This window comes from Caballeronia terrestris (assembly GCF_001544515.1).
In the GTDB taxonomy this organism is placed as follows: Bacteria; Pseudomonadota; Gammaproteobacteria; order Burkholderiales; family Burkholderiaceae; genus Caballeronia; species Caballeronia terrestris.
The window spans coordinates 34,865-59,052 of sequence record NZ_FCOL02000030.1; the positions used below are offsets into that span (position 1 = coordinate 34,865).

The window sequence follows — 24,188 nt, forward strand, 5'->3', positions numbered from 1 at the left end:
CCCGCAGATTCACTTCAACTAAACCGTCAATTGCGGCGCCTTGAGCACGAAGGCCGCCGCTTGCGGATCGACGACGATTGCAGCGAGCAGCGGCGCGCGGGCGACGCTCCTCAAGTCACATCCTCCTCCCTGAATTCCCGCACCGTCTGCATCAGCCGAAGCCTGTCGCAAATCGCCTTGTACTCCAGCGCCGATACCCGCGACAAGACGATCTGCACCTCATCCAGTTCCGGCGTGTCCTCGCTCTGCTGCACGACGAACTGCTTCACGCGCACGCTGCCGGGTCCGAGCGCCTCGTGCAGCGCGTGAAAGCTGAGCGAGCCGCGCTCGACGAGCATCGTGATCTGTCGCCGCTGCTTCACCGAAATGAAGCGCCGCTCCAGCGGTTTGATGCCCGCGAGGATGATCAGAATGATGATCGTCGCCGCGATCGATGCCGTGTACAGCCCGCCGCCCACCGCCAGCCCGATCGCGGCGACCGACCAGAGGCTCGCGGCCGTCGTCAGCCCGCGCACGATCTCGTTGCGCAGCAGGATCGACCCGGCGCCCAGAAAGCCGATACCGGAGACGACCTGGGCCGCCATCCGCGAGGGATCGAGGGAGACGTGATCGCCGTGCAGTGCGTCGGCGAAACCGAACGCGGACACGATCATGATCAGCGCCGAGCCGACGCACACCAGCATGTGCGTGCGCAGCCCCGCCGCCCACGAAAGCCGCTCGCGCTCGAATCCGATCAGACTGCCGAGCGCCGCGGCCATCACGAGACGCGAGATGAGTTCCAGGTTGCCTAACATGGATGTTTGCTCTCCTTTGTCGGCCAGAGTTGGCGCATAGGACCAGAGTTGGCGCTTTAGCGCTTACTCTGGTCCTATGCGTCTTGCTCTGGTCCCATGCAAGATATCTGCTTCTGCCTATCTGCTTCTGCCCTGGTTCGACGACACGCCGCAGACGCCGCCCAGGGTTTGCTATGCTTGGCCCCGGCGATGCGGGCCGCCCGCCGGACGCGTAACCCGCGCCGCCCACCCAAACGTCCACACCACCAAAGAATTCGCCGTATGCACGACCACAAACCGGATGCTTCGTCGGCCACAGCCAGCGCCGCGCTGCGCGATCACTATGCGAGCGTCGTCCTGCCGATCTGGCGCGGCCCGGGCTTCAACGCGTCGCTCGGGCTCACGTGCGAAGCGGTATCGCCGGACGATCACGCGCCGCTCCCGCCCGCGCGCTACCGGGCGATGGCCTGCGCGCGCCAGTTGTTCGTGTTCGCCCACGCGGGCGACCTGGCCCACGCACAAACGCTGTTCGCATCATTGCGGCACTATTTTCAGGACAAGCAAAACGGCGGTTGGTTCTACAGCGTCGATGCGAGCGGCGCACCGTTCGAGCGTCAGAAGGACCTCTACACGCATGCCTTCGTCATCTTCGCCTGCGCGGAATACGCAAGCAAAAGCGCTTCCGCCGATGCCATCGACATCGTGAACGAGACATCGGCGCTCGTCGAGGCACGTTTCGCAGCCGAGGACGGCGGGCTGAACGCGGTGTTGCCGGAGGACTTCCGCGGTGTGCTGGAAACGCCGCTGCAGAACCCGCTGATGCATCTGACCGAAGCGTGGCTCGCCGCCCGCGAAGCGACCGGCGATGCCATCTACGACCGGCGGCTGGAGGCGCTTGCCCGCTACGTAGCGCGGACGTTCGTGCATCGGGCGAGCGGTTGCATCGCCGAATTGCCGGTCGGCGCACCGGGCAACCGGCTGGAGCCGGGCCATCAGTTCGAATGGTATTTTCTCGTGGAAGGCAGCCGCCACCCGGCTTTCGATGCCGCCGGCCTGCGCGAGCCGCTCGCGCGCGCATTCGATTTCGCTGAGCGGCACGGCGTGGATGCATCGACGGGCGGCGTCTTCGCCGCACTCGACGAAACTGGCCGCGTGATCGATCGGGCGCAGCGCATCTGGGCGCAGACCGAATACCTGCGCGCGCTCGCGACGCGTGGCAGCGACGCGTTGCCGTCGCAGATCGAGCGCTTCAGCAAGCGTTTCCTGCATGCGCGCGGGTGGATCGAGTGCCAATCGGCGGAAGGCGTCGTGACGCGCGCCGACATGCCGTCGACCACGCCTTATCACCTCGCGACGGCTTATGCCGCGCTGCCGGCCTGACCAAAAAAAAAGCCGTTCCACCTTGGTGGAACGGCTTTTTTTGCGCGGATCGCCGCTCGCAAGCAACTGAGTCAACTTGCTGGCCTCCTGCCGTAGTGAAGCCGTTTCGCCGAAGTGGAACAGCTCTTTTTTTGCGAATTCCAGCTCGAAAGCACCATTGTCAGGGCTCGATGCGCTGGTGATCGAGAGCGGATCATTTCTGGTTCGGGACATACCATCGTATGGCATCGTCTGCGTCGCACGCGCGGATGACAAAACGCTCGTTATGCTTCGTCAACGCGAGCGCGAGCCCATGTTCGAATACCTTCGGCGATCGAGTATTTGCTGGCATCGACCAGCATCACTAACGAAGCGTACTGCTGCGCTTACGGTACTATTCTTTCAATAGGAGCAATCGGTTCGCGGCGCAGCAGTTCTATTCCTGACTGCATGAGCCAGCCATCGTCGCCGGCTCCTTGTCGACTGATTCTTCTCACTGCGACACAGCCAAACGGACGACACTACAGTGGGTGACTTCATGAGAACACTGAGATTTGTCGTGGCATTTTCCACTCTGGCCTGGCTGTCAACTTCTTCGCATGCGGGGGCGCTTACGGCTTGTACTGAGCCGGCGAGCACGCCAATGGTCATTAATGCCATTACTGGCGGCAGCGGGCCGTCAGCCAATGCCAACCCGGGCACGCAATTGGGAAGTCCGTACAACTCGCCGCTAACTATCGGCAGCATAAGGGGAATTAGTTGCGCCGTGAACATGCATGAATGGGTTGTACCTGTGGGGACTTTAGTTAGCGGTGTGACGTTCAGTTCACCCTATGGCGCACTACCCGTCTATTCTACCGGCGTGCCCGGCATCGGAATCGCGATGGTCGCCGCGGATAACAATCAAAGTTTCGGCTCAATTCCCCGCGTAACCTATTCGGTCGGCCCCGGCACTTATTTTATCGGCGTGAAAACCATAGTTTACGTGGTCTTGACGGCGCCGCTAAACGCCGGCAGCTATACCATACCGGCTCAAAACGTTGCACAGATATGCGCGTCAACAAGCGGCACAACGAACACAAAGGATAACTGCGCCTACCTGAGCATAGGAGCCGTCACAGTCACCAGCACCTATGCGTCTTGCACAATCCAGCCCGCAAGCGTAAACCAGACGGTCGCATTGCCCCGGGTTTTGGTGTCGAATTTTTCCGGTGTTGGATCGAGGCCCTCGACGAGTGCGGCATTTCACATCGCAATCAACTGTCCGGCGAAGATTACGCTGAAGGCCACCATGACAGATGCAAATAATCCGGGCAACACCGGTAGCACTTTGACGCTTACCCCCGGGTCAAGCGCATCCGGTGTAGGCATTCAGATTTATTACAACGGATCAGATACACCGCTGTCACTTGGCCCGGATTCGGCGGCCGCAGGAAATCGGAACCAGTTTCTCGTAGGTGGCGGTTCGAGCGCACCTGCGACCAACTTCACGCTTCCGTTCGAAGCAAAATATGTGCAGACAGGTTTATCAATCGTCCCAGGAAGCGTAGGATCTCTCGCGACCATCACATTCTCATACCAGTAGCGATAGCGTTGTCACTGTAGAGTGGCCGCTTGTACCGCCGGGTCACGTTTGCATGGCCCCCTTTTCGTGCCGGCCGCCGTGAAGCGCGACTTCCATTTGCCCGCCGCCAGTTCCAGCGACACTGCCAGCACCGGTACTTCACCACTGCCCGCGTATGCCTGATCGGTACGCGTGATGTTCTCCTGTGAGCATCCTCAGCACGCTGATTTCAGGCGTCGTTCAGATCGTCTTTGGCACTGACGCACGCACGAACCAACTCCCTAAATTCCTCGTCCTCTACGCTGGGCACGTACACCGCCGACAGGTCGCCGTCGCGTAGCAACCGCACGAGCTTCATGGCGTCGCGTCGGTCGTTCTTGACGCGCTCGCCGGGCTTTCGGGGAATCAACGACGGTGCGCACACCATGCTAAGTTGCCGGGTAAAGCCCATATTCACACGGCCCCGCTTCGTCGACGACGCACACGCATCGTGCTTTAGACTGCAGGCGCTTGCACAGGCGATCAGGATCCGCATCGGTCGTGCCGATCTTGCCGAGCAACTCCACTTCGCTAGTGCCGATCGCATAGGCGACCGTGATCGAGTCCTTGTGAACGTCCAGACCTACATACAGCGTGCTATCGTGTTTGATGCTGGCTTCCGCGTAGGAAATTACCGGTGTGGCTCTGCCCACACCGTGCGGTCCTGGCAGCGATGCCGACCCGCGTTTGATTCCTCACGGCAGGCCAGCCCCCGCCTTGCGCGAAGTCACAGTGACATGGGCCGCCCCGGTGTCACTGCTCTTGCCTATTCCGGGGGCCGTGGAGAACGGATCATGTATGCCGGACGAGCTATTTGGGCTTCGATGCTCGCTGGGCTGCTGGGCTTGTGCAGCATCCTGCCAGCGCACGCGTCGGTGGTAATTGCCACGACGCGTGTCATCTATCACGCACAGGAGCGGGAAACGACGGTTAAGCTGACCAACGAAGGCAAAGCGCCTGCGCTGACGCAGGTATGGCTGGACACGGGAGATCCCGCGGCGGCACCCGCTTCAATCAAAGTGCCGTTCACCGTGACGCCACCGGTCACCCGAATTGATGCAGGCAAAGGCCAGACATTGCGCATTCTCTATACCGGCGAGGCGTTACCGAAGGACAAAGAGTCGGTCTTCTGGCTGAATGTTCTCGAAATTCCGCCCAAGCCTCGGGCCGAACATGGCGACACGAGCAAGCTGCAACTGGCGTTTCGCTCACGCATCAAATTATTCTTTCGCCCCGCTGATCTAAAGGGCACTGCAGAGGAATCGCCGGCGCAGGTCAAGTGGCGCCTGGTGCAGAGCGGCACGCAACCCAAAGTGGAAGCAATCAATCCGACCGCCTATCACGTGTCGTTTGCGCAATTTTCCGTCGCGGATGGTGGCAAATCCGCGACGTTTGACGACGGCGGCATGGTTGGACCTGGCGAAACCAAGCAGTTCGCACTCAAAGGCGAACTCAGTTCGGGCGCAGATCTCAAGGTGCGCTACCAGGCCATCAATGACTATGGCGGTTCCATCGAAGGGGAAGTCAGCCTGGCTCCCTGAGTCCGGTGTCTGTCGTGCGCTGCTTGCCTGGGAACGAGTGCAAGGACATTAGTCTGGCAAGCGAACCGCTCACCCCGCCGCCAGTTCCCCCACGCGAAACGCCCCGCCGCGAGGCTCCCGCGCCTCATCCTGAAACACCACGTCGGAAATCTGAAACACCGACACCGCCGCCTTCAACTGCCGCGTCTGCTCGTGCAGCGACTGCGCCGCTGCCGCTGCTTCCTCGACGAGCGCCGCGTTCTGCTGCGTCATCTCGTCCATCTGCGTCACGGCCTGGTTCACCTGCTCGATGCCCGTGCTCTGCTCGGCCGACGACGCGCTGATCTCCGCCATCATCTGCGTGACGCGCGAAATCGACGACGACACCTCGCGCATCGTCTGCCCGGCGCGCTCGACGAGCGCGGAGCCGTCGCTGACCTGCGACACCGATTCGCTGATCAGTTCCTTGATTTCCTTCGCCGACTGCGCACTGCGTTGCGCGAGACCGCGCACTTCGCCCGCGACGACCGCGAAGCCGCGTCCCTGCGCGCCCGCGCGCGCCGCCTCGACGGCCGCGTTTAGCGCGAGGATGTTGGTCTGGAACGCAATGCCGTCGATCACCGAAATGATCTCGGCGATCTTGTCGGAACTCTGCGCGATGCTGCGCATCTTCTCGACGACGTCGTCCACCACACCCGTGCCGCGCGAGGTCGCCGCGAGCGCGTCCCCCGCGAGCGCGTTCGCTTCGCGCGCGTGCTCGGCGTTCTGGCGCACCGTCGCGGTCAGCTCTTCCATGCTCGACGCGGTTTCTTCGAGCGATGCCGCCTGGTTCTCCGTGCGTGCCGACAAATCGGCGTTGCCGGTGGCGATTTCATCGGCGCCGAGATTGATCGAGTCCGAGGTTTCGCGCACCGTCGCGACCGTGCGCGCGACGCTCGCCTGCATCGCGGCGAGGCCGGCGTAGAGGCGTCCGATCTCGTTGCTGCCGCGATCGGCGATGCGCTCGTCGAGCTTGCCGCGCGCGATGCGTTCGAAATGGCGTCCCGCTTCCTCGAGCGGCGCGACGAGACCACGGCGCAGCGCGAGATGCACGAGCACGATACCCGCGACGAGCGCCACGAAGATACCCGCGCCGACGGTGCGGAACAGGACGAAGCGCTGATCGATCGATTCGATATAGGCGCGGCTTTCGGCATCGCCGAACTTCATGAAGTTCTGCTGTTCGGCGAGATATCGGTCCTGGAAGCCTTGCGTCGGCTGGTCGAGGAACGCCTGAATGTTGTTGCCGTCGAGGTACTGGACGAGTTCGCCGAGCGCCTTCGAATACGCCGCGTATTTTTCCTGAAGCGCGGCCGTGCGCGCCTGGTTTTCGTCGCCGGTGCGCGGCGCGTTGACGAACGCGCTGAACGACTTGTCGGCGGCCGCGAGCTGGTCGCGCGCATGCTGGACGATTTCGACCGGCTCCTCGCCACCGCGCACCATGCGCGTGCCTGCGCGCGAGAGGTTGATGCGCGCGTCCATCAGATGCTGCGTGGTCTCGTTGACCGCGTTCACCTGCCTGAGCGCGATATTCGACAGATTCCCGACGTCGTCATGCGTGCGCGACAGCGACCAGAACCCCAACCCTTCGGTGACGACCTGAAACAGGCAAAACACCACCAGTACCGCGAGCAAGCCCGATGCAACCTTGATATTTCTGAACATCCCTGACACCCGAATCCATGAATTAGCCCTGTGCGAGCGGCGACACGCGGGTTAACGGCAATGGATCGGCGGCGCTTGAACGTGATTTACGCATTTTTTCCGATGCTGGCGCGCGGCGAACGGAAAACGTGAAACGAAGTTGCAAGAATTTCAGCGGCTTTTGGCGAACTTCCTTGCAGTGTGGACAAACGCTACCTACAGTCTTTGCAGGACGGCAGCGAACCCACCCAAAGGAGTGTCCGAATGGCCGAGATCGTCGATATAGCCCGCGGTGCGCTGAACGCGCAACCGTTCAGCGCATTGCTTGGAACGAAACTGATGCAGGTCGATTCAGCGAGTCTGACGCTCTGTCTCACCATTCGCGACGATCTGAGGCAGCAACACGGTTTCGTGCACGGCGGCGTGGTGAGTTATCTCGTCGACAACGCGCTGACCTTCGCGGGAGCGTTGAGGCTCGGTCCGAAGGTGGTGACCGGCGAATACAAGATCAACTATCTGCGCCCGGCGGTATCGGGCACGCTGATGGCGCGGGCGCGCGTGATCCACGCGGGCATGACGCAGGCGACCTGCCAGTGCGACGTCTACGTGACCGACGGCAACGCCGAACGGCTCGTCGCGGTCGCGCAGGGCACGATCAACCGCATCGTCGAAAGCGCCCCGGAACCGATGTTCAATGCGTAACGCGTTTTCTTGATGCGAAGCGCCTTCCCGTCCGTCCCGGCGCTTGACCAGTTCATAGACAAACCTCGCTGCGGCGAGGTTTGTCGTTTCGAGCGGGTCAATTCACCAGATGCTTGCGCATGAGCCTGTCGATCGTGCCGTCGTCGCGAAGCTGTTTTAGCGCGGCGTCGAGCATGTCGCGCGTTTTCGCATCGTTCTTTCTCACGCCGATGACAGCCCCGGCCGCCCGGATCGCCGGATCGTCGATGCGCGGGCCCGCCAGTTCGAAATTCGCGCCCTGCGGCTTGTCGAGAAAGCCGCTCTTCGCGGCAGCACCGAGCACGAGCGTCGCGTCGAGACGGCCGTTTGCGAGATCGGCGTACACGGCGTTCTGATCCGCGTATTCATCGACTGAAACGCCGTTTTTTGCCCAGTTGGCCTTCGCGAAAGCCGCCTGCACCGAGCCCTGCAACACGCCCACGTGCCTGCCCGAAAGCGATTTCGCATCGGGCCGCAAGCCGCTGCCCTTCTTCGCGACGAGCCGGATGTCGGCGGGATAGAGCGGCGCCGTGAAGTCCATCACGGCGCGGCGCGCGTCGGTGGCGGCGAGCGCGGAGTTGATCGCGTCGAACTTGCGCGACTGGAGGCCCGCGACCATGCCGTCGAAGCTGTTCTCGACCCACACGCACTTCACCTTCGCGGCGGCGCAGAGCGCGTTGCCGATGTCGATGTCGAGGCCCGCGAGGCGGCCGTCGGGCAGTTTGTATTCGTAGGGCGGGTAGGCCGCGTCGGTGCCGAAGCGCAGATCGGCGGCGTGGGCGGTCGTGGCGATGGCGAAGGCTGCGAGTGCTGCCAGCGTCCCGTTAATTTTCAGCATCACGCTGTGTCTCCTTGATGAGCGAGCCGCGCAAGCGCCAGCCCGACGAAAAAACGCACGCCGAGCGGCAATACGTCGTCGTTGAAATCGAATTCGGGATGGTGGCAATACACGCCGCCCTGTCCGAGCAGGACGTACGCGCCCGGCTTGTGCAGCAGGAATTCGGAGAAATCCTCCGACCCGTTGAGCGGCGCGAAATCGCGCAGCACGTTTTCAGGGCCGAAGACTCCGACGGCAGCCCGCGCCGCCGCCTGAGCCTGTTCGCGATGATTGACCGTCGCCGGAGAGCTCCCGTAAAAGCTCACGTCAATGGCGCATTCGGTCGTGAGCGCCATACCCGCGCAGATCGTTTCGATGCGTTGCTTCGCCTGCGCGCGGATCGTTTCGTCGAAGGTCCGCAACGTGCCGAGCAGCTCGGCATGCGACGGAATCACGTTCGACGTCGTGCCAGCGTGAATGCTGCCGATGCTCAGCACGGCCATCGCGCTCGGGTCAGTCGAACGGCTGACCACCGTCTGCAGCGCGCAGATCAGCTGCGCGGCGGCGATGACCGGGTCCTTCGTCTTCTCCGGCGACGATCCATGGCCGCCCACGCCGACGATCCTGATCTTCAGCTCGTCGCACGAGGCGAGCATCGCGCCGTCGCGCACGCCGAACGTGCCCGGCGCGAAGTGCGGCGCGTTGTGCAGCGCGTAGATTTCGTCGAAGGGAAAACGCGACAACAGGCCGTCTGCGAGCATCGCGAGCGCGCCGCCGCCGGTTTCCTCGGCGGGCTGGAAGATCAAGAGAATCGTGCCGGTGAAATCGCGCCGGCCGCTGAAATGCCGCGCGACGCCGAGCAGCACGGCCGTGTGGCCGTCGTGGCCGCAGCCGTGGAACACGCCTTGTCTCATCGACCGGTGCAGCGGCCGGCCCTCTTCTTCCATCGGCAGCGCGTCCATGTCGGCACGCAGCGCGATCGTGCGTCCGGGGCCGCGCGCGCCGCGCAGCAAGCCGACGACGCCCGTCTTGCCAATGCCGGTATGCGTTTCGATGCCCCAGCCGCGCAGTTTCGCCGCGACGAGTTCGCTCGTGCGGGCTTCGTCGAACGCGATTTCGGGGTTCGCGTGGATGTCGCGCCGCAAGGCGACGAGTTCATCGATGTCGATATCGAGTGTGTCGAGTGTTTCGGTGCGCATGGGCCTCCCTGTATGCTTTACGCCGCTCACATGCTAGCGGCGCGGGAGGCGCGTCAATTTCCAATTCCTCATGACCATAGCTAACGCTTATGCCGACCCGATGAAGACCCGACAATTGCAGACGCTCGTCGCGATCGCCGAGCGCGGCACGCTGATGGCCGCCGCCGATGCGCTCAATCTCTCGCAGCCCGCCGTGACGAAAAGCATCAAGGAGCTCGAAACGCGGCTCGGCGTGCAATTGCTCGTGCGCAGCGGCGCGGGCGTGCGGCTTACGCCGTTCGGCGAAGCGCTCGTGCGGCGGGCGCGCACCGTGATCGCGGAGATTGCGCGCGCGGAGCAGGAACTGGAGGAGATGAGGACGTCGGCGGACCCGGCGCTGTCGGTCGGGGTGTCGTTGCTGGCGGCGTCGGCGGTCGTGCCACGGGCGCTTCGCGTTTTCCGGCAGCGCTTTCCCGATGCGCAACTGAACGTGTATGAATGCCAGCCCGCGCAGATCGTCGACGGCTTGCGCGACGGCTCGTTCGATCTATGCGTGGCCTTCGTCGCCGATACCGACGTGACGGCCGAGCTACGCGTGACGCCGCTCGGCAGCGTCACGCAGTCGCTCGCGGTTCCGACCGGCGATGCGTTGCAGAAGGAAACGCGCCTCGCCGCATTGCGCGACGCGCATTGGCTCTACAACCACACGCGCGAAAGCGTGCCGGCTTTCTGGGCGGCGCTGTGCGGGGCGCGCGAACTGGCTCGGCCGCAGCGCATCACCGTGTGCACGTCGCAGCGGCTCTACGCGGAACTGGCGTGCGAGCGCGGAGTTGTCAGCGTGTGGATGGATTTGCTGCTGAATGACTACCTGGAGCGCGGTGCGTTGGCACGGCTCGACGTCGACGCTTCGCTGCCGCGCTTGACGCTCGGCCTGATGCACCGCAAGGATCAGGTTTTCAGCGCGGCGGCGCAGTACTTCGTCGAATGTGTCGAAGAGGCAAGGCTCACGGGGTGAAAGAGCCGTCGCCGGCTCTCTTTCACAGATCGCTTACTTCGCCGCGACCGTCTTCTGCTGCTGCTCTCCGAGACCCTGAATGCCGAGACGAATCGTCTGCCCGGCCTTCAGGAACACCGGATTCGGCTTCACGCCCATGCCGACGCCGGGCGGCGTACCGGTCGAGATCACGTCGCCGGGTTGCAGGCTCATCGTCTTCGACAGATACGACACCAGTTGCGCGACGTTGAACACCATCGTGCGCGTGTTGCCGTTCTGGTAGCGATGGCCGTCGACTTCGAGCCACAGGTCGAGTTTCTGCGGATCGGCGACTTCGTCCTTCGTGACGAGCCACGGCCCGAGCGGTCCGAACGTGTCGAAGCCCTTGCCCTTGTCCCACTGCGTGCCGTGCTCGAGCTGCCACTCGCGCTCCGAGACATCGTTGATCACGCAATAGCCCGCGACGTAGTCGAGCGCGCTCGCTTCGTCGACGTACTTGGCTTCCTTGCCGATCACCACACCGAGTTCGACTTCCCAGTCGGTCTTCTTCGAATCGCGCGGGATTTCGACGTCGTCGTTCGGGCCGCAGATCGCGCTCGTCCATTTGCCGAAGATCACCGGCTCGGTCGGGACCGGCAGGTTCGATTCGGCGGCGTGATCGGCGTAGTTCAGCCCGATGCACACGAACTTGCCCACGCGCCCGACGCACGGACCGATACGCGGCGTGCCGTCGACTACCGGCAGCGTCGATGCATCGACGGCGCGCAGTTTCGCGAGGCCGGCGTCGCTGAGCGTGGCGCCGGCGATGTCGTCGACGACGCCCGACAGATCGCGAATCTTGCCTTCGGCGTCGAGAAGACCCGGCTTTTCCTGACCCTTCGGCCCAAAACGAAGCAGTTTCATCTGGTTTGATCCTCGTATTTCAAAAGATGTTTCAGTTGTCCGGCGGCCGCTTCAGTTCGACCAGCCGCCATCGATCAGATGGATCTGGCCGGTCGTGAACGACGATTCGTCCGACGCCAGATAGAGCGCCAGCGCCGCGATCTCCTCGGGCTTGCCGACGCGCCCCATCGGCTGACGCGCGACGAACGCCGCGTGGATCTGCTCGACGGTCGCGCCCTGCGCCGCCGCCTGCTCCGCGATGCGCTGCTGCAGCGACGGCGAATCGACGGTGCCCGGGCAAATCGCGTTGCAGCGGATGCCGCGCGTGACGAAATCGGCCGCGATCGCCTTGGTCAGCCCGATCACGGCCGCCTTCGACGCACCATACACGAAACGGTTGGCCACGCCCTTCACGCTCGACGCCGCCGACGACATGTTGATGATCGAGCCGCCGCCGTTGTCGAGCATCGCCGGGAGAAATGCCTTGATCGTCCGGTACATTGCCTTCGCGTTGAGGTTGAAGGCGAGGTCCCAGTCTTCCTCGGTTGCTTCCAGGATAGAGCCGGCGTGGACGAAGCCCGCGCAATTGAAGAGCGCATCGAGCGCGCCGGTTTCCTTCGCGAGATCGTTGACCGCTTCTGCATCGAGCACGTCTAGCTTGTGGACTTCGAACGGCTTGCCTTCCAGCGACTCGGTGCGGATGTCGGTCGCGATCACGCGCGCGCCTTCGGCCGCGAACAACTCGGCGGTCGCCAAGCCGATGCCCTGCCCCGCCGCGGTGATCAGCACGGTTTTGCCTGCCAGTCTTTGTGTCATCTACAGCTCCGGTGGAAAGTGTTTTTAAGACATGTCGGGTTCGTCGTGCGTTCAGAGGCGGTAGAACGCACGGGCGTTTGCGCCGAAAATGGCTTCTTCATCCGTATTTTTGAGATCCGGGTCGCGGGCGCAAAGTGCGCGTGCGGCATCATGCCAGCCGGCATAGTCGCCATTCAGGTTCAGCACCGGCCAGTCGCTGCCCCACATCAGGCGTTGCGCGCCGAAGTTTTCCAAAAGATGTTCGACGTAAGGTTCCAATATCTTTTCGTCGCAATTCGGCGCGGCTTCGGTGACGAGGCCCGACAGCTTGCAATACGGTTTTTGCGGCAGCGCGGCCAGTTGTTCGATCGCGTCGGCCCACGGCTGCCAGCCCGCGGCGCCGTCGCGGATCGGCGGCTTCGCACCGTGATCGACGACGATCCGCAATTCAGGATACCGCTTCGCAAAGGCGAGCAGCGAAGGAACGTGGCGGGCGAAGACGAGCGCGTCGAACGCGAGGTCGAGTTCGATCAGCTTCTGGATCGCTGGTTCGATCGGTGCGGTTTCGATCCAGCGGTCGTCGGGCAGGTCTTGCAGCATCGGGCGCACGCCCTTGAACTTCGGGTCGCGCGCGAGTTTTTCGATGAGCGCGGGCGCGTCCGGCGCGTCGAGCGGCACCCAGCCGACAACGCCCGCAATCGATTCCTCCGACCGCGCGAGTTTCAGCAGGTATCGCGTTTCATCGACGGTCGGCGCTGCCTGGACGGCCACCGTGCATTCGACGTTCACCGTTTCGCGCAGAGGCTTGAGGTCGTCCGGCCCGAACACGCGATATAGCGCGCTCAACTCCGGCGTCAACCAGCCGTAGTCGCCGCGCGCGGGGTCCCAGTAATGCTGATGCGCGTCGATTTTCATCGCGGCACCGGTGCGGCTTCGTGCAGCAAGCTGTTCGCACGCAGCGCGTCCCACAGCGCGGCGGGCAGCGGCTCAGCGAACGACGCCGCGTTTTCCTGCACTTCATGCGCACTGCGCGCGCCCATCAGCACGGTGGCGATAACTTTATGCGCATAAGGAAATTGCAGGGCTGCGCTCGACAACGCAACGCCATGCTCGCGGCACACGCGCTCGAGCTTCGCAACCCGCTCGACGATTTCTTTCGGCGCATCGCCGTAATTGAATTTGAGGTCGCCTTCGGCTTTCGCTTCGAGACCGCGCGCGAGGATGCCCGAGTTGAACGCGCCGCCGAGCAGGATGCTGACGCCGCGTTGTTCGCACGCGGGCAGCAAGTCATCGAGCACGGCTTGTTCAAGCAGCGTATATCGTCCGGCCAAAAGCGCGCAGTCGATGTCGAATTCGGCCATCGCTTCGAGGATCGCCGCGCCTTCGTTCACGCCGAGTCCGACCGCTTTTACCCCGCGCGTCTTGCGCAATTCGTCGAGCGCGCGGAAACCGCCTTCGTCGGTCAGTTGCCGCCAGTAATGCGCATTTTTCTCGCCGTGCGTATAGCGGCCGATGTCGTGGATCAACACGATATCGATATCGACGATGCCGAGCCGCTGCTGGCTGTCCTCGAACGAGCGCAGGATGCCGTCGTAGGTGTAGTCGTAGATCGCCTCGAACGGCAGCGGATTCGCCCAGCCTTCGCTGCCGTCGTAGGGCGTCGTGCGCGGCACGAAGCGGCGGCCAACTTTCGTCGACAGCACGTAATCGGCGCGCGGATAGCGACGCAGCGCGTCACCGAGACGGTGTTCCGCCTTCGTGTGGCCGTAGTGCGGCGCGGTATCGAAGAAGCGAATGCCGCTTTGCCAGGCGGCATCGACGGTCGCGAGCGCCGCCTCTTCCGACAGTTCGTGATAAAGCCCGCCCAGCGGCGCGCTGCCGAGCGACAGTGCCGTCACTTCCAGCGATGTGCGGCCGATTTTGCGGAGGCGCGTCACGGCATCGATTGTTTCGGGGTTCATCTGCGTGGCCTCATTCCGATGCAATTTCGACGATTTCCACGACATTACGCGCCGCGGCGCCGCGCGGCAAACACGCCGGCCCGACGGGCTCGAAAGTCTTGTAAGTCAGGATGAATTCCTGATGCCCGAGCGATTCCGACTTCGACGCCGCGCCCGCCGCCACCGCGACCGTCACGTCGAAGACTTCGCGGCCGACTTCGTCGAGCGTCGCGCGGCCTTCGAGGATGCGGCCGGCGTCGACGTCCATGTCGCCGGCGAGGTTGCGGTAGGTCGCCGGATTCGCGCAGACCTTGATGACGGGCGAGATCGCCGAGCCGACCACCGATCCGCGTCCGGTCGTGAACAGCACGACGTGCGCGCCGCACGCGATCAGTTCGACGATTTCCGCGTTGTCACTGATGTTGGGGAAGCCGAAGCGCGGTTCGCCGTCGGGGACGACGTCGAGCAGGTAGAGGCCGCCGGTCGGCGGAATGTCGCCCGGCTTGACGATGCCGGCGATTGGCGAGGCGCCGCTTTTGGCATAGGCGCCGAGCGATTTTTCTTCCTGTGTCGTGAGGCCGCCGTCCGCGTTGCCGACGGCGAACGAGCCGTGGCCGAGGATCGAGTAGTAGCGCGCCGCTTTCGCCACGCAGGCGACGATTTCCGCGCCGAGTTCCGGCCGGGCCGCGCGTTTTTCCATGTGGTATTCGCAGCCGACTAGTTCGCCTGTTTCCTCGAAGATGCAAGTGGCGCCGGAGTCGATGAGCGCGTCGAACGCGCGGCCGACGGCCGGATTCGCGGTGATGCCGCTCGTGCCGTCCGAACCGCCGCAGATCGTGCCGACGACGAGTTCGTCGAGTGACATCGGCACTTTTTCTTGCGTCGCGAGTTGCGCGCGCGCGTCGCGAACCCAGTCGAGACCGTTCTGGATCGTGCTGCGCGTGCCGCCCTTTTCCTGGATCGTCAGGACGTGGGCCGGGCGGCCGCTGGCGCGTACGGCTTCGACCAGGTGGTGCTTGTTCATGCTTTCGCAGCCCAGCGAGACAAAGAGCACCGCGCCGACGTTGGGATGCGTGGTCAGGCGTTCCATCATCTTTTCGGCGTAGGCATTGGGGTAACAGCCGGGGAAGCCGATGAGGTGGACGGGAGGTTCGGGTTCGCTTTCTTGTGAAAGCCCGTCAAAGGCCGGGCGAAATTGCGCGACGATCTCGCGGGCGACGTGATGCGCGCACTCGACGAGATACGCCACCGCGACGATATTGCGGATGCCCTTGCGGCCGTCGGCGCGAAGGTAGCCTTCCAGGTGGGGGGGGTTTGTTTTCACGTGTTATCCGCTTGCGCTTGAGTTGGACGGGTTCGTTTGCACCGCGCCAGCAGCCTACCGATGTACGAATTCATGCCCATCATCGTGCGTATAAGTCGGCAAATAATCGCTGGCGAGGTTATGCGTATGCAAATGCTCCCCTTTGGCCACATCGACGGTGACGTGCCCGATAACCGCGCCGTAGCGCAAAACCTTGTCGTCGGCCTTAAGCGCAATCCGAGCGACCTTATGTGCCAGATCGATCGATTTTAAAAGCGTGACCAGTTCGCCTTCGATCATCACGCTTTCCGCCGCCCCAAGTTGCGCCCCGGCGATCAAACAATTGTCTTCGGGGCTCAGCAGGATCAACCGGGCATCGGTATCTTGAAAAGCGTCCATATCAGTCCTGCCCCTCACCACCAGCGAGCCGTGCCACCATCAACGACCCGAGAATGATCGCGCCGTAAATCGCCTGAATCCAGAACGACGGCACTTGCGCGAGCGTCAGCAGGTTCTGCACGACGCCCAGCAGCAGCACGCCTGAAAGCGCCCCAAGCATCGTCCCCTTCCCGCCATCGAGCGAAATGCCGCCGATCACTGCCGCCGCGAAAACGGTGAAGATCATCCCGTTGCCCTGATTCGCGTTGATCGCGCCGACATAGCCCGTCACGATCAACCCGCCGAGCGAAGCCAGCACGCTGCCGAGCACGAACACGCCCCACGTGATGCGCTCGACGCGAATCCCCGCCGCGCGCGCCGCCTCCGGATTGCCGCCGATCGCGTACAGCGCCCGCCCAAGCCTGTGATAACGCAGCATGAACGCAGCGACCCCGAACGCGACCGCCGCGAGCCACACCGAGATCGGCAGGCCGAGAAAAAGCGTCGTGGCGAGCGTGAAGAACGACGGCGGCATATCGAAAAGCGTGCCGCCCTTCGTCGCGCCGACGAGCATCCCGCGCAGCACGATCAGCATCGCGAGCGTCACGATGAACGCGTTGAGCCGCAGCCGCACGACCAGAAACCCGTTGACGAAGCCGACCGCAGCGCCCACGACGAGAATCGCGAACAACCCTGCCGCCGCCGGCCATTCGAAGCCGAATCCCGCCGATGCCGCCGGCATCACCAGCATCGCGCCGACGGCAGGCGCAATCCCGACCGTCGATTCCAGCGACAAATCGAACTTGCCCGTCAGCACGATCAGCGACTCAGCCAGCACGACGAGCGCGAGCGCCGCCGATGCGCCGAGAATGCTGATCAAATTCGCCTTCGTCAGGAAACTCGGGCTGACGAAGGCGCCGATCGCGAGCAGCAACGCGAGCGCGGGCAAAAGCGCGAGGTCGCGAAATCGCGCGAACTCGAAGCGCGCGCGGCGTTCGCGCACGCCGGCGCCCGCCGCGGGCGCGCTGCCGGCCATCGCGGGACTCGGAACGTTATTCTTCATGGAGACTCACCCCTTCGACCGATGCAATCAGTTCATGGTCCTGCCAGCCGGCAGGAAATTCGGCGACGACCGCGCCACGAAACATCACGAGGACGCGATCGCAGGTACGCAGATCGTCGAGTTCGCCCGATACGACGAGCACTGCCTTGCCCTCGTCCCGCACGCGATCGACGACCGCGAGCAGCGCTTCCTTCGATTTCACGTCGACGCCGGCCGTCGGGTCGATCAGCACGAGCACGTCCGGATCGGTCGCCAACGCGCGCGCCATCACGACTTTCTGCTGATTGCCGCCCGACAAGCCCGACACCGCGTGCTCCGGCCCCTGCGTCTTGATGCCGAGCGCGTCGATCATGCTGCGTCCGAATGCGTTTTTCTTCGCCGGCGACGCGATACCGAAGCGCCCGAGCGTGCGCGCGATCGTCATCGACGCGTTCTCCGCCACCGACTGCGACAGCACCAGCCCCTCGCGATGCCGGTCCTTCGGCACACAGCCGACACCCGCACGCAGCGCGGCGGGCACGTCGCCGGCCGGCAGCGCGCGGCCATCGACGCGGATCGCTCCGGTGCGTTGCGAGTTCAACCCGGCAATCGCCTCCGCGACGCTCGTGCGCCCGCTCGACGTCGCTCCCGTCAGCCCGACGACTTCGCCGCGCCGCACCGCGAACGACACGCCTTCGTAGTCCTCGCCCGCCAGCGCTTCGACTTGCAGCGCGACCGGCGTGTCGACGGCGAGCGCCGGACGCGCGGCGGCATCGGCGACGGCGAGGCCGCCCTGCTCGCCCGTCATCGCCTCGATCAACTTCTCGCGCGGCAACGCCTCGACCGGCGCGCTGACGATATGCCGCGCGTCGCGCAGCACCGTCACCGCCTGGCAAATCTCGTACACCTCCTGCAAATGGTGCGAGATGAAAAGAAACGTCACGCCTTCGCGCTGCAATTCCTCAATGCGCCGGAAGAGCCGCTTGATTTCGTCGCCGTCGAGCTGGGCGGTCGGTTCGTCGAGGATGATGAAGCGCGCCCCGTACGACAGCGCCCGCGCGATTTCCACGAGCTGGCGCGCTTCCACGGTCAGGTCGCCGGCGCGCGCGTCCTCGCGCACGTCGATCTTCCAGTGGTCGAGCAGCGCGCGGGCGTCGCGGCGCATCGTCCGCCAGTCGATCACGCCGCCCTTCGCCGGCTGCCGGTTGATGAACAGGTTCTCCGCGACCGACAGCTCGCGGATGATCGTCGAGTGCTGATACACGCACGCGACGCGTTCGCGCCACGCGTCGCGATCGGCGATCGGCGGCGCGGGTTCGTCGTTGAAGCGCACTTCGCCGGTGTCGGGGCGGCGCAGGCCGGTCAGCATGGATACCAGCGTCGACTTCCCCGCGCCATTGCGCCCGACGAGCGCGTGCGACTCGCCGGGCAGCACGCGCAGGCTGACGTCGTTCAGCGCCGCCGTCGAACCGAAGCGCTTCGTCAGGTTGCGCGCTTCCACCACGGGAGGGTTCATTTGACGGTATTGCCCCAGAGCGTTTTGTCGTCGACGTTCGCCTTCGTCACGAGCGGCGCGGGCAACTGGTCTTCGAGGATGCCGGGCGCGCGCTGCACGATGTTGCTGCCGTGATCGGTCGGGCCGGGCTTGAAGGTCTGTCCGGCGAGCGCCGCCTTGATGTAGAACAGGCCGTACTTCGCGTACAGGTCGGCGGGCTGCGAAATCGTCGCGTCGATATCGCCGCGGCGGATCGCGTCATATTCCTGCGGGATGCCGTCATTGCTCACGATCACGACGTGCTTCGGATCGCCCGCCTTGAAGAGCAACTGCTTGCGGCGCAGGGTTTGCAGCGTCGGCGAGAGATACACGCCGCCCGCCTGCATGTAGATCGCCTTCACGTCGGGGTTCGCGGTCAGCAAGCTGTCGAGCGCGGTCGCCGCGACATCGCCTTTCCACGCCGCCGGAATTTCGAGCAGGCTCAGGCCGGGATATTTTTTAAGACAGGCGCGGAACGCCTCCGAGCGGTCGCGCCCGTTCACCGACGCCAGGTCGCCCATGATCTGCACGACCTTGCCAGACTTCACGTTCTCGCCGATGTAGTCGCACGCCTTCGAGCCGTACGCGCGGTTGTCGGCGCGCACGACCATCGCGACCTTGCCCTGCGTCGGCGCGACATCCACGGCGACCACCGGCACGTCCCGCGCCGTCGACGCATCCAGCGCGCGGCTGATCGCCGCCGAATCCAGCGGCCCGACGACGATCCCCTTTGCGCCGAGGTTCAGCAGGTTGTTCATGTCGGTGATCTGCTGCACGGGGTCGCCGTTCGAATTGACGGGCGCGAGGATGTCGAGGCCCATCTGCTTCGCATAGACCGGCAGGTAGTTGTTGTACGACTGCCAGAACGGCGAGGTCAGCAACGGCAGGCCTAGGCCGACCTTGCCTGCGTCGGCGGCGTGGGCTGAGCCCGTCAATCCGATACCAGCCGTGACGACGGCCGCGATCAAGCCTTTGATGTGGGTCATGCGTTGTCTCCTGATGTGCATTGTTAAGTGCTTCTGATCGGCGCTTCGGGTTTTGCCTTGCTGCATTCATTCACCAGTGAACGTATTATTCATATACGGATAAACCGAAGTCAAGGAAAGTGCGCTGCAGCATCGGTCGGTAGTTTCCCTAGCGCGCGGCGGGCGCCGCTTTTGCGATGGACGGCTTACACTCGGCGCGGCCTAAACAGGAATCGACCCGAATGGACGTGGAAGACAACAGCGATGCCGACCGCTACCGCGCGCCCGCGCTGGACAAGGGGCTCGACATCCTCGAACTGCTCGCCGAACAGAAGGATGGCCTGACGCGCGCCGAGATCACGAAGCTGCTCGGGCGTAACGCGAGTGAGATGTACCGGATGCTGGAGCGGCTCGTCGCGCGGCAGTACGTCGTGCGCTCGCCCGGCGGCGACCGCTATTCGCTGAGCCTCAAGCTCTATGCGCTCGGACATCGCCATCCGCCGATGAACCGGCTGATCTCGGAGGCGCTCCCAGTGATGCAACGTTTCGCCGATACCGCCGAGCAATCCGTGCATCTCGCGGTGTACGACCGCGGCAACCTGCTCGTGATCGCGCAGGTCGACGGGCCGGGGACGTGGGGGATTTCGGTGCGGCTCGGCTCGCGCGTCGGCTTGATCGATACGGGTTCCGGGCGCGTGATGCTTGCGTTCCAGAGCGCCGAGCAGCGCGAGCACATGCTTGCCGAGCACACCAAGGTGAAGGGCGAGATCACGCTCGATCCTGCCGTGCTGGAGGCGGCGTATCAGGAGATTTGTGGCGATGGCTTTTCGCGCAAGGACAGTCAGCAGACGGTCGGCGTGACCGACGTCACGTTTCCGCTGCTCGGGCCGTCCGGTCAGGCGATCGCGGCGCTCACGTGTCCGTATCTGCGACGCATCGACGAATACGTGGCGCCCTCGCTCGACGACGCGACCGCGCTCCTGAAGGACGCGGCGGCGGGATTGTCGATGTCGCGTGATGCGCCGGGACAGGATTCGGACTGACGCCACGGCCATCCAGCGATACGCGTTAGAATGGCGGCCCTCTCAAAAAGCGGGCAGCCGTTTGCGCGGCCGCCCGTGCTCTCTGACGCAAAGCAATCTCAATGGCGAAACTCCTGTCCGATCCCGAATTCCAGCGTTTTTCCGAACTCCAGCAGAAGCAGTCGAGCTTCACGATCACCCCGGAAGAAGCCGACGAACTGCGCGACATCGTGGCCCGCGCGCAGAAAAAACGCGACGATCGTGCCGCCGCGATGAAATCGATCGAAACCTTCATCCAGCAATTCGACATCAGTCCGGACGAGCTTTTTTCGCCCGAACAGATTGGTGATGCTGCGCGCACGTATGGGCTGATTCCGGCCGCGAAGAAGGAGCGCTCGCTGCCGCCGCAACTGACGCATAACGGCAAGCCTTATCAGTGGACGTCGCGGGCGCTGCCGGATGATATTCGCGTGCCGCTGTTCGAGGCGTTCACGTCGGGGGCATCGGTGAAGGGCTTCATCGCGACGCCGAAGGACGCGACGCGCTGTGCAGCGACCATCGCGCGGCTTGAGCGGGAGACGGGGCAGGCTTATGCGGATGCGTGGCTGGAGGAACTGGCGGTGTCGCGTGGGCAGGTGGATGAGGCGCTGGCGAAGCTGGCAGCGTGATTTCTTAAGTGCTGGTTTTTTGGCAGATTTCTTCGACTGGCGGGTTCGGGCGGAAATCTGCCTCTTGGCTTTTTCGGCGCTTGCCGGATCGACGATTCTGCACTGGCGCCTTCACTCGGTTCCGTATCGCGCCACTGCGGCACTTTGGCACTTCAGCGTTCGGCGCTCGACGTTCTGCGCCGGGCTTCGGCGCGTTGGCTTCGGCGCGTTGGCTTCGGCGCGTTGGCTTCGGCGCGTTGGCTTCGGCGCGTTGGCTTCGGCGCGTTGGCTTCGGCGCGTTGGCTTCGGCGCGTTGGCTTCGGCGCGTTGGCTTCGGCGCTTCGATTTTTGCCCTCGCGGCTTCACGGGCACAAACTCCGCATACGCCCAAATCGCTGCCTCCGCGCAGCGATTTTTTATGGAGCCGCATCGCGCGCCACATCCGGCTTCGCTTCACACAGCCGCATCCGGAACCCGACGACGCCCGGATCCTCCGTCGTCGTCACCTGAAACCCGGCACGCCGCGCCAACTCGATCATCGGCGTGTTCTCCCGCAGCGCCTCACCGACCAGCCAGCGCGTGCCGCGATTTCGCGAATATTCGATGATTCGCCCAAGCAGCAGCGATCCGAGCCCCTTCCCCTTCATGTCCGAACGCGCCGCGACCGCGAATTCGGCCGTCTCGTTATCGGGATCGGCGATCGCGCGGACGACGCCGAGCGTCTCCGTCGCGCCGTCCGGACCGGGCCGGCACGCGATCAGCGCCATCTCGCGGTCGTAGTCGATTTGCGTCATGCGCGCGAGCTGCGTGTGATCGAAGCTGCGCACGGCGCCGAAGAAGCGCAGCCGCAAGTCCTCCGCCGTGTTCGCCGCGACGAACGCCTTGTGCGCGGCCTCGTCTTCAGGACGAATCGGCCGGACGGTGACGTGCATGCCGCGCCAGTCGAGCGACTCTTCGAGGCAGCGCGGATACGGCACGATCGCGAGCGGCTTGCGATGCGCGCCGAGGGTCAGGTGCGGCTCGTGCACGGCGACCGCATCGCGCGTCACGCGCATCGTGAGACGCAACGCGACGATTTGCTCAACGTCGCAGACCAGTTGCGACAACGAAGTCAGCGCGGCCAGCAAAGTCTCAGCGGGAAGCTCACGCGCTCGCGGCGAGCGCAGGACGATATCGCGCGCGAGCACGGAATTGAGCGGCGGCAATGCGAACTCATGCAGCGCGTCGGGCAGGCCGAGCGCGCCCTCTGCGCGAAATTCGAACGCCGGCCCGAACACGCGATGGTTGAGCAGCCGCACTTCGACCTCGACCGCTTCAGGACTCCGCGGCCCCGCCGGCCCCGGCTTCACGACGATGCTGTAGCGCGCGAGCAAACGCGCCGCGCGCTCGCCGTCCAGCTCCGCGTTACCACTCTGCAGCGCGGCGCGCGCATCGCTCTGAGCCGCCTCGATGTCCTCGGGAACGACGGCCGGCAGACCGTCCGGCGTCTGCATCAGCAATTCGCGGCCGAGCCGATAGTCGACGAGACGCGCGAAGCCGCGTGCCAGCCGATGCGGCGTCGAGTGCACCGGGATGCCGTTCGCATGCAATTCGTCGCGCGTCGCGAGATCGACGCAGCCGAAAAAGCACGCCAGGAGCCCGCGATACGCGTGCCGCCGCTCGGCGATCAGTGTGCGCGCGACCTCGGCGACAGGCGCGCTGTGCGTCGGGGCGTGGACGACGAAGGCCGCGCCCGTCTCGCGATGCGCGGCGAGCGCCTGGAGCGCGACACCGAATTCGGCGGGCGTGGCGTCGTCGCCGAGCAGAAGCGGGTTGCCCGCCTGCGCGCGCGGCAAGGCGGCGGCGAGCGCGTCGCGCGCGGGGACAGGCCACGGCGCGAGACTCGCGCCAGCCGCGCTGAACGCGTCGGCGGCGAGCGCGGCGACGCCGGGATCGCTCGTGATGACGGTCGCCTGATCGCCCGCCGCGACCCGGCCGACGCCGAGCGTCTCGATTTCGTCGAGCAGGTCGTCGAGCGAATCGACGCGCACGAGGCCCGCGCGCCGGAAAGCGGCGCCGTAGAGCGCGTCGAAGGGATCGTCGTGGCCGGTGCGCAGGACCAGCACCGGCTTGTTGCGCGCCGCCGCCCGCGCCGCCGACATGAACTTGCGCGCCGATCGCACCGATTCGATCGCGAGCAGGATCGCGCGCGTGGCGGGATCGCTCGCGAGAAAATCGAGGATGTCGCCGGCATCGACGTCCGCTTCTTCGCCGAGCGCGACCACGCGTGAAAAGCCCAAGCCCCGTGCGCCCGCCCAGCCGAGCACGCCGTTCGTCAGCGCGTTCGAGCCCGACACCCACGCTACGCCGCCCGCCTTCACCGCGCACGCGGGCGCGCCGAGGGTCGCGCCGAGCGAAGGCATCATCACCCCGAGGCTACCCGGCCCCACCACACGCAGCAGGAACGGCCGCGCGGCGGCGAGTGTGCGGGCGGTCCAGTCGTCGCGATCGTGGCTGCGCAAGCCCGGCGGCAGTGCCGACGACGTCGCGCCGTGCCGCGCCGCCGCCGTACTGACGATCACCACCGCCTTCGTGCCGCGCTCGCCGAGCCGCTCGACGACTTGCGGCCACGTCGACGGCGGCGTGCACAGCACGGCAACGCTCGGCGCTTCCGGCAGATCGCGCACGTCGTAGAAGACGGGATGCTCGCCGAGCCGCGCGTGCTTGGGGTTCACCGGCCAGAGCGGCCCGTCGAAGCCGCTTTGCGACAACTGCGCCCACACCATCGCGCCGATGCTGCGGCTACGCGCCGACGCCCCGACGACGGCGATCGACTTCGGGCGAAACAGGACATCGAGATTACGGACGGTCATGGACGCTCCGGGCGGCGGAATCCGATCACGGCGGATCGATGTGCCTAGGATAGGCGATTACGCGAAGCGACTCCATTCGTCCGAACGGGATAGGCCGCGCGGCGTGCGGCGCGGGCCGCAAAATAAAAATGGCGATTGCAAGCGCGTTGCAATCGCCATTTATCAGAAAGACGAGGTTCGT

21 protein-coding genes and 1 pseudogene are annotated in these 24,188 nt (G+C 64.6%); 7 read left to right on the forward strand and 15 right to left on the reverse strand.

Annotated elements, in window-relative coordinates; all coding sequences use genetic code 11:
- Positions 1-110: 110 nt before the first annotated feature.
- Positions 111-794 (reverse strand): MgtC/SapB family protein, encoded by a 684-nt coding sequence (locus AWB67_RS22265; protein ID WP_087658397.1) that lies wholly within the window; start codon positions 792-794, stop codon positions 111-113.
- A gap of 261 nt (positions 795-1,055) precedes the next feature.
- On the opposite strand from AWB67_RS22265, the gene AWB67_RS22270 reads away from it, so the two are divergent.
- On the forward strand, positions 1,056-2,153 hold the full coding sequence (locus AWB67_RS22270; RefSeq protein WP_087658398.1) for an AGE family epimerase/isomerase: 1,098 nt from the start codon (positions 1,056-1,058) through the stop codon (positions 2,151-2,153).
- Positions 2,154-2,691: 538 nt separating this feature from the next.
- The gene (locus tag AWB67_RS39630; protein ID WP_125477641.1) at positions 2,692-3,717 is read left to right on the forward strand and encodes a fimbrial protein; all 1,026 of its coding nucleotides are present in this window, start codon (positions 2,692-2,694) and stop codon (positions 3,715-3,717) included.
- Positions 3,718-3,928: 211 nt separating this feature from the next.
- On the opposite strand, the pseudogene AWB67_RS22275 reads toward AWB67_RS39630, so the two are convergent.
- Positions 3,929-4,346, reverse strand: a pseudogene (locus AWB67_RS22275) (IS110 family transposase); the annotation flags it as partial.
- A 183-nt stretch (positions 4,347-4,529) separates the two neighbouring features.
- On the opposite strand from AWB67_RS22275, the gene AWB67_RS22280 reads away from it, so the two are divergent.
- Positions 4,530-5,276 carry a fimbria/pilus periplasmic chaperone gene (locus AWB67_RS22280; protein WP_087658399.1) on the forward strand — a complete coding sequence of 249 codons (747 nt, stop codon included), beginning with the start codon at positions 4,530-4,532 and terminating at the stop codon, positions 5,274-5,276.
- Positions 5,277-5,345: 69 nt separating this feature from the next.
- Here the strand turns inward: AWB67_RS22280 and AWB67_RS22285 are convergent, their stop codons facing one another.
- Positions 5,346-6,959, reverse strand: coding sequence for a methyl-accepting chemotaxis protein (locus AWB67_RS22285; RefSeq protein ID WP_087658400.1), 1,614 nt, complete (start codon positions 6,957-6,959; stop codon positions 5,346-5,348).
- A 243-nt stretch (positions 6,960-7,202) separates the two neighbouring features.
- Here AWB67_RS22285 and AWB67_RS22290 point away from each other — a divergent pair, with 243 nt between their 5' ends.
- Positions 7,203-7,640: a PaaI family thioesterase gene (locus AWB67_RS22290; RefSeq protein WP_087658401.1), complete on the forward strand. Its 438-nt coding sequence runs from the start codon at positions 7,203-7,205 to the stop codon at positions 7,638-7,640.
- A gap of 97 nt (positions 7,641-7,737) precedes the next feature.
- Here the strand turns inward: AWB67_RS22290 and AWB67_RS22295 are convergent, their stop codons facing one another.
- Both AWB67_RS22295 and AWB67_RS22300 read right to left on the reverse strand, forming a co-directional pair.
- The gene (locus AWB67_RS22295) at positions 7,738-8,496 is read right to left on the reverse strand and encodes a transporter substrate-binding domain-containing protein (RefSeq protein ID WP_087658402.1); all 759 of its coding nucleotides are present in this window, start codon (positions 8,494-8,496) and stop codon (positions 7,738-7,740) included.
- The gene (locus AWB67_RS22300) at positions 8,496-9,674 is read right to left on the reverse strand and encodes a M20 aminoacylase family protein (protein ID WP_087658403.1); all 1,179 of its coding nucleotides are present in this window, start codon (positions 9,672-9,674) and stop codon (positions 8,496-8,498) included. Before AWB67_RS22300 ends, AWB67_RS22295 begins: the two co-directional genes overlap by 1 nt.
- Positions 9,675-9,774: 100 nt before the next feature.
- Between AWB67_RS22300 and AWB67_RS22305 the strand changes: the two genes are divergently transcribed.
- Positions 9,775-10,668, forward strand: coding sequence for a LysR family transcriptional regulator (locus AWB67_RS22305; RefSeq protein ID WP_159964899.1), 894 nt, complete (start codon positions 9,775-9,777; stop codon positions 10,666-10,668).
- Between the two features lie 33 nt (positions 10,669-10,701).
- On the opposite strand, the gene AWB67_RS22310 is transcribed toward AWB67_RS22305, so the two are convergent.
- From AWB67_RS22310 to AWB67_RS22350, 9 genes are read right to left on the reverse strand one after another with little or no spacing between them, the layout of a single operon-like run.
- Positions 10,702-11,550, reverse strand: a complete 849-nt coding sequence (locus tag AWB67_RS22310; RefSeq protein ID WP_087658405.1) for an ureidoglycolate lyase — start codon at positions 11,548-11,550, stop codon at positions 10,702-10,704.
- A gap of 51 nt (positions 11,551-11,601) precedes the next feature.
- Entirely contained in the window at positions 11,602-12,345 is a 744-nt protein-coding gene (locus AWB67_RS22315) for an SDR family oxidoreductase (RefSeq protein ID WP_087658406.1), read from the reverse strand.
- Positions 12,346-12,396: 51 nt separating this feature from the next.
- Positions 12,397-13,239 (reverse strand): amidohydrolase family protein, encoded by an 843-nt coding sequence (locus AWB67_RS22320; protein WP_087658407.1) that lies wholly within the window; start codon positions 13,237-13,239, stop codon positions 12,397-12,399.
- Positions 13,236-14,285, reverse strand: coding sequence for an aldo/keto reductase (locus AWB67_RS22325; RefSeq protein WP_087658408.1), 1,050 nt, complete (start codon positions 14,283-14,285; stop codon positions 13,236-13,238). Before AWB67_RS22325 ends, AWB67_RS22320 begins: the two co-directional genes overlap by 4 nt.
- 10 nt (positions 14,286-14,295) lie before the next feature.
- Positions 14,296-15,588 (reverse strand): UxaA family hydrolase, encoded by a 1,293-nt coding sequence (locus tag AWB67_RS22330; RefSeq protein ID WP_087658409.1) that lies wholly within the window; start codon positions 15,586-15,588, stop codon positions 14,296-14,298.
- 54 nt (positions 15,589-15,642) lie between these two features.
- Positions 15,643-15,966, reverse strand: coding sequence for a UxaA family hydrolase (locus AWB67_RS22335; RefSeq protein ID WP_087658410.1), 324 nt, complete (start codon positions 15,964-15,966; stop codon positions 15,643-15,645).
- 1 nt (position 15,967) lies between these two features.
- Positions 15,968-17,008 carry an ABC transporter permease gene (locus AWB67_RS22340; protein WP_087658411.1) on the reverse strand — a complete coding sequence of 347 codons (1,041 nt, stop codon included), beginning with the start codon at positions 17,006-17,008 and terminating at the stop codon, positions 15,968-15,970.
- A complete protein-coding gene (locus AWB67_RS22345; protein ID WP_087658412.1) occupies positions 16,998-18,503 on the reverse strand; it encodes a sugar ABC transporter ATP-binding protein in 1,506 nt (501 codons plus the stop codon). Before AWB67_RS22345 ends, AWB67_RS22340 begins: the two co-directional genes overlap by 11 nt.
- Positions 18,500-19,507, reverse strand: coding sequence for a sugar ABC transporter substrate-binding protein (locus AWB67_RS22350; RefSeq protein WP_235025258.1), 1,008 nt, complete (start codon positions 19,505-19,507; stop codon positions 18,500-18,502). The genes AWB67_RS22345 and AWB67_RS22350 overlap by 4 nt, the downstream gene beginning before the upstream one ends.
- Positions 19,508-19,728: 221 nt before the next feature.
- Between AWB67_RS22350 and AWB67_RS22355 the strand changes: the two genes are divergently transcribed.
- Entirely contained in the window at positions 19,729-20,529 is an 801-nt protein-coding gene (locus AWB67_RS22355) for an IclR family transcriptional regulator (RefSeq protein WP_087658413.1), read from the forward strand.
- Positions 20,530-20,630: 101 nt separating this feature from the next.
- The gene (locus AWB67_RS22360; RefSeq protein WP_087658414.1) at positions 20,631-21,176 is read left to right on the forward strand and encodes a hypothetical protein; all 546 of its coding nucleotides are present in this window, start codon (positions 20,631-20,633) and stop codon (positions 21,174-21,176) included.
- A gap of 395 nt (positions 21,177-21,571) precedes the next feature.
- Here the strand turns inward: AWB67_RS22360 and AWB67_RS22365 are convergent, their stop codons facing one another.
- Complete coding sequence (locus tag AWB67_RS22365) at positions 21,572-24,007, reverse strand: GNAT family N-acetyltransferase (RefSeq protein WP_087658415.1); 2,436 nt, start codon at positions 24,005-24,007, stop codon at positions 21,572-21,574.
- Between the last annotated feature and the right edge of the window lie 181 nt (positions 24,008-24,188).

Excerpts from the sequence above, each read along its gene's own strand:
- AWB67_RS22310 (WP_087658405.1), bottom strand. The coding sequence starts at position 11,550 with ATGAAACTGCTTCGTTTTGGGCCGAAGGGTCAGGAAAAGCCGGGTCTT.
- AWB67_RS22365 (WP_087658415.1), bottom strand. The coding sequence starts at position 24,007 with ATGACCGTCCGTAATCTCGATGTCCTGTTTCGCCCGAAGTCGATCGCC.
- AWB67_RS22355 (WP_087658413.1), top strand. The coding sequence starts at position 19,729 with ATGGACGTGGAAGACAACAGCGATGCCGACCGCTACCGCGCGCCCGCG.
- AWB67_RS22280 (WP_087658399.1), top strand. The coding sequence starts at position 4,530 with ATGTATGCCGGACGAGCTATTTGGGCTTCGATGCTCGCTGGGCTGCTG.
- AWB67_RS22350 (WP_235025258.1), bottom strand. The coding sequence starts at position 19,507 with ATGACCCACATCAAAGGCTTGATCGCGGCCGTCGTCACGGCTGGTATC.
- AWB67_RS22285 (WP_087658400.1), bottom strand. The coding sequence starts at position 6,959 with ATGTTCAGAAATATCAAGGTTGCATCGGGCTTGCTCGCGGTACTGGTG.
- AWB67_RS22290 (WP_087658401.1), top strand. The coding sequence starts at position 7,203 with ATGGCCGAGATCGTCGATATAGCCCGCGGTGCGCTGAACGCGCAACCG.
- AWB67_RS22265 (WP_087658397.1), bottom strand. The coding sequence starts at position 794 with ATGTTAGGCAACCTGGAACTCATCTCGCGTCTCGTGATGGCCGCGGCG.
- AWB67_RS22345 (WP_087658412.1), bottom strand. The coding sequence starts at position 18,503 with ATGAACCCTCCCGTGGTGGAAGCGCGCAACCTGACGAAGCGCTTCGGT.
- AWB67_RS22315 (WP_087658406.1), bottom strand. The coding sequence starts at position 12,345 with ATGACACAAAGACTGGCAGGCAAAACCGTGCTGATCACCGCGGCGGGG.
- AWB67_RS22335 (WP_087658410.1), bottom strand. The coding sequence starts at position 15,966 with ATGGACGCTTTTCAAGATACCGATGCCCGGTTGATCCTGCTGAGCCCC.
- AWB67_RS22325 (WP_087658408.1), bottom strand. The coding sequence starts at position 14,285 with ATGAACCCCGAAACAATCGATGCCGTGACGCGCCTCCGCAAAATCGGC.
- AWB67_RS22300 (WP_087658403.1), bottom strand. The coding sequence starts at position 9,674 with ATGCGCACCGAAACACTCGACACACTCGATATCGACATCGATGAACTC.
- AWB67_RS22360 (WP_087658414.1), top strand. The coding sequence starts at position 20,631 with ATGGCGAAACTCCTGTCCGATCCCGAATTCCAGCGTTTTTCCGAACTC.
- AWB67_RS22320 (WP_087658407.1), bottom strand. The coding sequence starts at position 13,239 with ATGAAAATCGACGCGCATCAGCATTACTGGGACCCCGCGCGCGGCGAC.
- AWB67_RS22270 (WP_087658398.1), top strand. The coding sequence starts at position 1,056 with ATGCACGACCACAAACCGGATGCTTCGTCGGCCACAGCCAGCGCCGCG.
- AWB67_RS22340 (WP_087658411.1), bottom strand. The coding sequence starts at position 17,008 with ATGAAGAATAACGTTCCGAGTCCCGCGATGGCCGGCAGCGCGCCCGCG.
- AWB67_RS22305 (WP_159964899.1), top strand. The coding sequence starts at position 9,775 with ATGAAGACCCGACAATTGCAGACGCTCGTCGCGATCGCCGAGCGCGGC.
- AWB67_RS22295 (WP_087658402.1), bottom strand. The coding sequence starts at position 8,496 with ATGCTGAAAATTAACGGGACGCTGGCAGCACTCGCAGCCTTCGCCATC.